The organism is Nonomuraea aridisoli, from assembly GCF_003236395.1.
Lineage (GTDB): Bacteria > Actinomycetota > Actinomycetes > Streptosporangiales > Streptosporangiaceae > Nonomuraea > Nonomuraea aridisoli.
In genome coordinates this window covers 25,355-32,455 of record NZ_POUD01000083.1, presented here as the reverse complement: position 1 = coordinate 32,455, position 7,101 = coordinate 25,355, and the positions used below count along the sequence as shown (strand labels likewise).

At 70.5% G+C, this 7,101-nt stretch carries 8 protein-coding genes and 1 pseudogene; 6 read left to right on the top strand and 3 right to left on the bottom strand.

Annotated elements, in window-relative coordinates:
* Both C1J01_RS20865 and C1J01_RS20860 read left to right on the top strand, forming a co-directional pair.
* A pseudogene (locus C1J01_RS20865) lies at window positions 1-598 on the top strand (glycoside hydrolase family 3 protein); the annotation flags it as partial.
* A 4-nt stretch (window positions 599-602) separates the two neighbouring features.
* A complete protein-coding gene (locus C1J01_RS20860; protein ID WP_111180665.1) occupies window positions 603-1,274 on the top strand; it encodes a pentapeptide repeat-containing protein in 672 nt (223 codons plus the stop codon).
* Between the two features lie 19 nt (window positions 1,275-1,293).
* Here C1J01_RS20860 and C1J01_RS20855 read toward each other — a convergent pair whose 3' ends face one another.
* Window positions 1,294-1,947 carry an NIPSNAP family protein gene (locus C1J01_RS20855; protein WP_111180664.1) on the bottom strand — a complete coding sequence of 218 codons (654 nt, stop codon included), beginning with the start codon at window positions 1,945-1,947 and terminating at the stop codon, window positions 1,294-1,296.
* A 201-nt stretch (window positions 1,948-2,148) separates the two neighbouring features.
* Here C1J01_RS20855 and C1J01_RS20850 point away from each other — a divergent pair, with 201 nt between their 5' ends.
* Both C1J01_RS20850 and C1J01_RS20845 read left to right on the top strand, forming a co-directional pair.
* Window positions 2,149-2,436, top strand: a complete 288-nt coding sequence (locus tag C1J01_RS20850) for a hypothetical protein (protein ID WP_111180663.1) — start codon at window positions 2,149-2,151, stop codon at window positions 2,434-2,436.
* A gap of 45 nt (window positions 2,437-2,481) precedes the next feature.
* Window positions 2,482-2,739, top strand: coding sequence for a hypothetical protein (locus C1J01_RS20845; protein ID WP_111180662.1), 258 nt, complete (start codon window positions 2,482-2,484; stop codon window positions 2,737-2,739).
* A 213-nt stretch (window positions 2,740-2,952) separates the two neighbouring features.
* Here the strand turns inward: C1J01_RS20845 and C1J01_RS20840 are convergent, their stop codons facing one another.
* Both C1J01_RS20840 and C1J01_RS20835 read right to left on the bottom strand, forming a co-directional pair.
* A complete protein-coding gene (locus C1J01_RS20840) occupies window positions 2,953-3,699 on the bottom strand; it encodes an SDR family oxidoreductase (RefSeq protein WP_111180661.1) in 747 nt (248 codons plus the stop codon).
* A gap of 64 nt (window positions 3,700-3,763) precedes the next feature.
* On the bottom strand, window positions 3,764-4,474 hold the full coding sequence (locus C1J01_RS20835; RefSeq protein WP_111180668.1) for a flavin reductase family protein: 711 nt from the start codon (window positions 4,472-4,474) through the stop codon (window positions 3,764-3,766).
* A gap of 991 nt (window positions 4,475-5,465) precedes the next feature.
* Between C1J01_RS20835 and C1J01_RS20830 the strand changes: the two genes are divergently transcribed.
* Both C1J01_RS20830 and C1J01_RS20825 read left to right on the top strand, forming a co-directional pair.
* Window positions 5,466-6,203 (top strand): GntR family transcriptional regulator, encoded by a 738-nt coding sequence (locus C1J01_RS20830; RefSeq protein ID WP_111180660.1) that lies wholly within the window; start codon window positions 5,466-5,468, stop codon window positions 6,201-6,203.
* Window positions 6,204-6,405: 202 nt separating this feature from the next.
* Window positions 6,406-7,008, top strand: coding sequence for a GNAT family N-acetyltransferase (locus C1J01_RS20825; RefSeq protein WP_111180659.1), 603 nt, complete (start codon window positions 6,406-6,408; stop codon window positions 7,006-7,008).
* Window positions 7,009-7,101 lie beyond the last annotated feature (93 nt).

Sequence of the window (7,101 nt, the reverse complement as noted above, 5' to 3'; positions counted from 1 at the left end):
CCTGTCCACCACCGGAGCCGGCCCGGCCGCTTCCCCGGACGGCGCGACCCCGGCCGTCACCGTCGGTCCGGCTGCTTCCTCGGACGACTCCACCCGGGCCGTCACCGCCGGCCCGGCGGTCTCCTCGCGTGCGGTGGGGATCGGGCTGGTGGCCGCTCGGCGGGCGATCCGGGTCACGCGCCGTTCGGCCGTCCCGGTCCTGCCGCTGGCCGAGCCCGCGCATGTCGTGGAGCTGGCGCCGGAGATGAACCTGGCCATCGACAAGAAGACGCCGTGGGGGGTGGGGGAGCCGCTGGCCCGGCTCGTGCCCGGCACCGCGGTCACCCGCCTGACCTCCGGCGAGGCGACCGGCCCGGCGCTCGAAGGCCTGATCGCCACGGCGGGCGGACGCCCCCTGGTCGTCGTGGTCCGCGACGCGCACCGCCATCGCTGGCAGGCCGACGCCCTGCGCCACCTGCTGAGCGCCCGCCCCGACGCCGTCGTCGTCGAGATGGGCCTGCCCGCCCGCGCCGACCTGGGCGCCGTGCACATCGCCACGTACGGCTCGGCCCCCGTCTGCGGCCTGGCGGCGGCGGAGGCGCTGACCGGTAGGCTCTGAGATCGTGAACTTCGACGGCGAGGACCTCTCCCGCAAGCCCCTGGCCGACCGCCTGGCGCCGGGGGAGACCCACGTCTTCCGCGACTGCGACCTCACCGAGGCCGACCTGTGGGGTGCGCCGCTGGGCGGGGCCCGCTTCGAGTCGTGCGTGCTGGAGCAGACCGACTTCCGCAAGGCCGACCTCGACGGAGCCGTGTTCACCGGCGGGGGCGGCATGCGGGCCCGCTTCAACGACGCCGACCTCATCGACGTCTCCTTCACCGACGTCGACCTGTCCTCGGCGCAGTTCGGCGGCGCCCTGCTGACCGACGCCTCGTTCACCGGCTGTCGCATGATCGGCGCCGCCCTGACCGGCTCGCGGGGCACCGGCTTCACCGTGACCGGCTGCAACCTGACGCTGGCCAACCTCGGCGGCTGCTCGTTCCGCCGCGAGCACATCGAGGGCGTGCGCTTCGACGACGCCGACCTGGCCGGCTGCGACTTCACCCAGGCCACGCTGACCAACTGCCGGTTGATCGGCGCGCGCCTGTTCAAGACCGTCTTCGCCCAGGCCGACCTGCGCGGCGCCGACCTCGGCGAGCTCGACGACACCAGGCTCCGCGCCCTGGCCGGCGCCGTGATCACTCAGGCGCAGGCCACCGCCATCCTCGCCGCCCGCGGCCTCACCGTCCTCTAGACGGTCAGCCCCCATACGGTCAGCGCAGCGACGACCGGGCCGTGGGCCGCAGGCGCAGCCGTACGGGCGCGGCGGTGAGGCAGGGCTCCAGCATCGGCAGGTCCACCTCCCGCTCCTCCTCCGGCGTGTCGAAGCGGGCGAACCACACGAAGACCTTCACCCCGGTCCGTACGGGCAGCCGCGGGAAGGTGTTCTCGGCGGGCTCGGTCTCGAAACAGGCGACCGGCGGCACCCCCGCCTCGGCCAGCACCGGCGCCGCCGCGCGGGCGAAGAGACCGGCGAACCCGTCGGTGACGTGATAGATCGTGGCGACGTACGACGACGGCGGGAGCTCGGCCGTGCCCACCGGCGGACGCGCCGAGACCTCGAACTCCGGACCGGCCGGGCGTAACAGGAGCACGTCGTCGGAGGTCTCCATCGTGGCGTTGGCCGCGTCGCGGTGCGCGCGCCACACGGGGCCGCCGTAGAACGCCTCGAGCGAGGCCCGGCGCGACTCCATGTCGGGGAAGGCCCGCACCCACGGGAACGTGTCGGGCGCGTCGGGGTCGCGGAAGGTGCCCGTGACGCGTATGCCGACCGCTTCCTGCGACTCGACGAACTCGCGCTCGAAGAGCGCGATCAGCTCGTCGCGCCGCCCGGGGCGCATCGTGTAGTTGCGCAGCTCGTAGATCATGCGCGGATGGTAGCCATGGTCACCGACACTCGACCGTCGAACAATATTCTGATTACTCAGAGCTACCGATTGGCAACCGACGGTTATATGCTCGCACTGCCTTGATCCCGAGCGGTCAAGGAAGGTCAAAGGAAGGGTGCGCGCCCGGGCCCAGGCGCCCGCCCGTCCCGGAGGGCTTTCCCCAATGGCGAAGGAGCAGAAGTGATCAAAAGGACGTCCGCCGTCGTGGCGATGCTCGCAGCGGTCGGCGGCAGCGCTCTCCTGGCAGTCCCCGCTCATGCCGACGACGGCTGGCGCAGCCCCTGGTCCGGCGCCAACTGGGGGGTGAACCGCAGCGCCAACGGCGAATCGCTCCAGACGGGAAACAACTTCGGCGACGTCCTCGCCGGCATCCGCGGCGCGGGCTTCTCGACCAACGTCAACAACACCAACGGCATCGCCGCGACGTCCGCCCACGGCGGCATCACGGTGATGTACATCTTCGACTGACCGGCTGACGTTCCGCACACAAGCACTCTCTGGAAGGACATCGACATGATGAAGAAGCTCTGCGTGACCGGTCTCATCGCCGCCGCGGCGGGCGTGACCCTGATGTCGGCCCCCTCGTACGCCGACGTCAACGGCGGCAACACCAGCGTCAACCGCGCCTCGTCGCAGTCGGGCAACAACTTCGGCAACGTCGTCAGCACCAACGTGAACGGCCGTGCCGCGACGGGTGTCAACACCGTCAACGGCAACGCCGTGATCGGCGCCTACGGCAGCGACCTGCTCGTGGACGACGTGGTCGACTAGCCTGCCGACGCGCGCCGCGCCCCCGCGGGAACGCGGCGCGTCCGGAGCGCGTGCGAGCCGGGTCCCCTCACGGCCCCGGCTCGCGCCGTGCCCGCACCATCGCGGGTGCGATGACGCGCCCCAGCCCCGGGCCGGGTCGAACTCGCCGAGAAGGGTTCTTGCTGCCGTACCCCATGTCCTTCTCCAGGCCGGATCGACCCGGCCCGGCCCATGTCAGCAGGTGATCCCACCGTCCACCGGGATCACCGTCCCCGTCAGGTACGCCCCCGCCCGCGAGGCGAGGAAGATCGCCGCACCGGCCATGTCGTCGGGCCGTCCGATGCGCCCCAGGGGCACGTTCGCCGCGATCGCCTTGCGCGTCTCGGGGTCGTCGAGCGCGAACGCCATCATCTTGGAGTCGAACGGGCCCGGCGCGATGGCGTTGACCGTGATGTGCTCGTTGGCCAGATGCTTGGCCAGGTGCCGGGTCAACATGTGCACGGCCGACTTCGTCGACGAATAGGCGTAGGTCGGCAGCGCGGGAACCTTGATGCCGTCGATCGAGCCCACGTTGATCACCCGAGCCGGGTCGTCGGCGCTCGCCGCCTCCCGCAGCCGGGGCAGGAACTTCTGGGTCAGATGGAAGACGCCCTTGACGTTGATGTTCCAGAGCTTGTCGAAGGCGTGCTCCGGATACTCCTCCAGCGGCGCGCCCCAGGTCGCCCCCGCGTTGTTCACCAGCACGTCCAGCGGCCCGTCCACCGCCGCCACCAGCGTCTCCAGCCCCTCGGGCGTCGACAGGTCGGCCGGTACGGCGACGCAGCCCAGCTCGGCGGCCGTCTTCTCGACCTCGGCCGTCTTGCGGGCGGATATATAGACGTTCGCGCCCGCCTGTACGAAGCCGGCGGCGATCATGCGGCCGATGCCGCGCGACCCGCCCGTGACGACGACCGTCTTGCCTTCCACCGAGAACAGAGTCATGTTCCGGAAGCATGCCATACCGAACGGTCGGTTGCTAGCGGCGCCGCCGCGCCCCGATGCGCCCTCAACAGGCAGGCGCGGGCTCCGGCAGTACGGGCTCCGGTTGTGCGGCGGTGAAGGAGCCGTACGCGCCGCGGAAGAAGACCAGCGGCTCGCCGTCCGCGAGGGCGGCGAGCCGGAGCACCCGGGCCACCACGATCGTGTGGTCGCCCGCCGCGTGCTCCGCCTCGATCGCACAGTCCAGCCAGGCCAGCGCATCGCCCAGCACCGGGTTGCCGCCGGGGGAGCCGGTCCACGACAGGCCGGCGAACTTGTCGCCGCCCCGAGACGCCAGCTGCGCGCAGACGTCCCGCTGGCCGTCCGCCAGCACGTTCACGGTGACGACTCCGGCGCCGCGCACGCGCGGCCAGCTCGTGCTGGTGTGCGCCACGCAGAACGCGACGAGCGGCGGGTCGAGCGAGACCGAGGTGAAGGAGTTGACGGCCAGCCCGCACGGCCGGCCGTCCCGCGGATCCACCGCCGTGATCGCCACCACCCCGGTCGCGAACGTCCCCAGCACCTCCCGGAACCGCCGGCCCTCGACCACCCCGTCCGTACGGCCGTCGGGCCGCCGCTCCAGGCGATCGTCCGGCCGGCCGGCTTCGGAGGCGGCGGGGCCGGCGACCGAGGTGCGCAGGGGCGGGAGGACGGCGCCCCTGCGGGTTCTGCGCCTGCGAGGCACGGGGATGCCGCGGCAGCCGTCCGCCTTGCCGGTCCGGGCAGCGCGTGTGCTCATGTCCGCCTCCAAGTCCACCGCACCAGATCAAACCAAGCGCTTGCTTGGACGGTAGGGTTGGCGGAGAGTGCTGTCAAGTGCCCCCGGCGGACCGCCCCGATCGCCCCCTCGGAGTCTGCATGACCCTGCACCAGCCCGTAGGAACCCGACTCGGACGGTCTCGGTCGGTACCGCCGAAACTATTGGTCCCACCCTTGCGAAGCGGCCCACGGACCAGCCCCGATGGGTCGATGATGAGGGAGGCGTCAACGCGGACGGCTCGGACTTGGCGGCGCGGGTGAAAGGTGCGTACGGGACGGCGACCCTGGCGACGGGGCCATGGCGTACGGTCCCGCGTGCCCGCCACCGCGCCTCTCGGACGAGCACTCGTGCCCCGCCCGGCCGGACGAAGCCCCCATCGGCTGATGGAGGCGTCGGGTCCCTTCTTCGGAGGAAAGCGCGCCCTGGCGGGCGTGGGGGACCCGCCAGGACGCGCTTCCTGCCCCGCGTGCGGCGGCGCCAGGACTCCGGCGAGGGATGGAGTCCTAGACCGCTGATTCGCACACGGAGTCGGTGGGGGAGCACGAAGGCCCCTGCTGCCGGCAACGTGCGTCGATGCGTCGAGCTGCGCCGACCAGGTCATCTGTGGAGTGCGTGACGGGGGCGCCACCCTCCTCGTTCGCGACAAAGGTTCCGTCAGCGCACCACACGGTCAGCTCAGCCAACACCGATGGCACGGAAGCGCCGCTGCTCTGGTAGGTGTGGGTTAACCCAACGCGACTCAACCCGTAACGCAGTGAACGAGTTGCTTCGCGGGGGTCATGCCAGGGCAGGAATGGCGTACCCGTGCGGACCGGCAACACTGGCCCTCACCCCCTCACCGGCCTTTAGATGGATTTGTACCAACGAATGGATGATGGGCCGGTCGAAGGGGTTCGGTCAAGGGGTTGTGGCCTGCTAGAACCAGATCGTCTAAATTGTTGGAACAAAAGGGGTGAAAGTGGCAAGGTCGGTGCTGTATCAGCAGGTGGCTTCGGAGTTGCGTCGGGCCATCTACTCGGGTGTCCTCGGCCCCGGGGCGCAGCTTCCGACCGAGGCACAGCTCATGGAAGACCATGGGGTGAGCAGGAACACCGTGAGGCTGGCCCTGGGCGAACTCGTCAACGAGGGACTCGTCACGCGTACGCCGCGCCGCGGAACCGTGGTGAGAGACCGCCGGCCGCTGCTGATGTATCCGCAGCGGGAGCTGGAGCCACAACCCCGTGGGGAGCTGAAAGAGGCCTTCGCCTACGCCGTGTCGCAGGAAGGCCGCGAACCCAGCCAGTACATCGAGGTCCTGACGGTGTCTCCGGTCGAGGAGATCGCCAGCAGGCTTCAGCTGGCAGAGGGGGAATTGGCGGTGGTGAGACGCCGTCTGCGTTTCGTCGACGGCCAGCCGTACAACACCAACGATTCCTACTTCCCCCGTGATCTGGTGGCCGATTCCGAGATCGCCAGGCCCGGAGACATCGCGCGAGGGGCGAACCGGGTGCTGGAGGAGCTCGGGCATGCGCAGGTGCGCGTCGTCGACGACATCTGGGCCCGCATGCCCAACCAGGAGGAGGCGGAACGCCTTCAATTGGAACTCGGTACACCGGTCATGGTCTATGTCCGAGTTGGGTACGACCGGGCCGACATGCCCGTTCGTGTCGCCGTGTCGGTGCTGCCCGCCGACAAGCATCTGATCAGGTACGAGCTCGATCGCCGCTAAGGGCTCGGGATGAAGGGGTGATCCCGCCGGCCGGGCGCAGCGAGAAATAAGCCGCCTCGCTGGCCATGGGGAGTCGTGCATACTCCCCTAAATCGCCATTTATCCATATATATCGGGTTAAGGCCCCATTTCGGCCCCACGCGACATTGCCTCCTCACGCTTCGTGTCAGCGTGGAAACCCAACGCAACGAAGGGCTTACTTATGCACACCACCACCCTGCTTCATCCTCTCGCGCTCCGCAGAGCCGAGCACGAGGACCTCCCCGGCGTCCTGAGACTGCTCGCCGACACCTCCGAGTGGCTCTACGCGCAGGGAGTGCGGCAATGGCCTCGCGGAGGGTTCGGCCCCGAGCGGATCGAGCCGCTGATCGAGGAGCGGGTGCTGTTCCTGCTGGACGACGAGCTTCGTTACCTCGACCCCGGCGCCTCGGCGCCGCCGGTCGCCACCATAGCCCTCGACGACCACGCCGACCCGGAGTTCTGGACCCCCGCCGACGACCCCGGCGCGGCCCTGTACGTCCACAAGCTCGCCGTGGCCCGCACCTGGTCGGGCAGCGGCCTCGGCGACGCCCTGCTGGACTGGGCCTGCGCCGCGGCGTACGCGGCCGGGCTGCCCTGGCTGCGGCTCGACTGCGCGAAGACCAACCTGCGGCTGCAGGACTACTACAGGAAGCGGGGCTTCCGTCACATCCGCACGGTGGACCTGCCCCACCGCGCCTCGGGAGCGCTCTTCGAGCGCCCGTCCGAGGACGTGTCCCCCACGGTGTTCCGCGACCTCACGGCGGCGGAACTGATCAGCGCCTGACCGGCTCGACGGCGGCCCGGCCCCTCGTCAGGGGCCGGGCCCGGCTCCCCGTGGGGAGGGCTTTGCTGGTGATCCACAGCAGAAAGGGGCAGA

Excerpts from the sequence above, each read along its gene's own strand:
- C1J01_RS20855 (WP_111180664.1), bottom strand. The coding sequence starts at position 1,947 with ATGATCTACGAGCTGCGCAACTACACGATGCGCCCCGGGCGGCGCGAC.
- C1J01_RS20845 (WP_111180662.1), top strand. The coding sequence starts at position 2,482 with ATGATGAAGAAGCTCTGCGTGACCGGTCTCATCGCCGCCGCGGCGGGC.
- C1J01_RS20840 (WP_111180661.1), bottom strand. The coding sequence starts at position 3,699 with ATGACTCTGTTCTCGGTGGAAGGCAAGACGGTCGTCGTCACGGGCGGG.
- C1J01_RS20835 (WP_111180668.1), bottom strand. The coding sequence starts at position 4,474 with ATGAGCACACGCGCTGCCCGGACCGGCAAGGCGGACGGCTGCCGCGGC.
- C1J01_RS20825 (WP_111180659.1), top strand. The coding sequence starts at position 6,406 with ATGCACACCACCACCCTGCTTCATCCTCTCGCGCTCCGCAGAGCCGAG.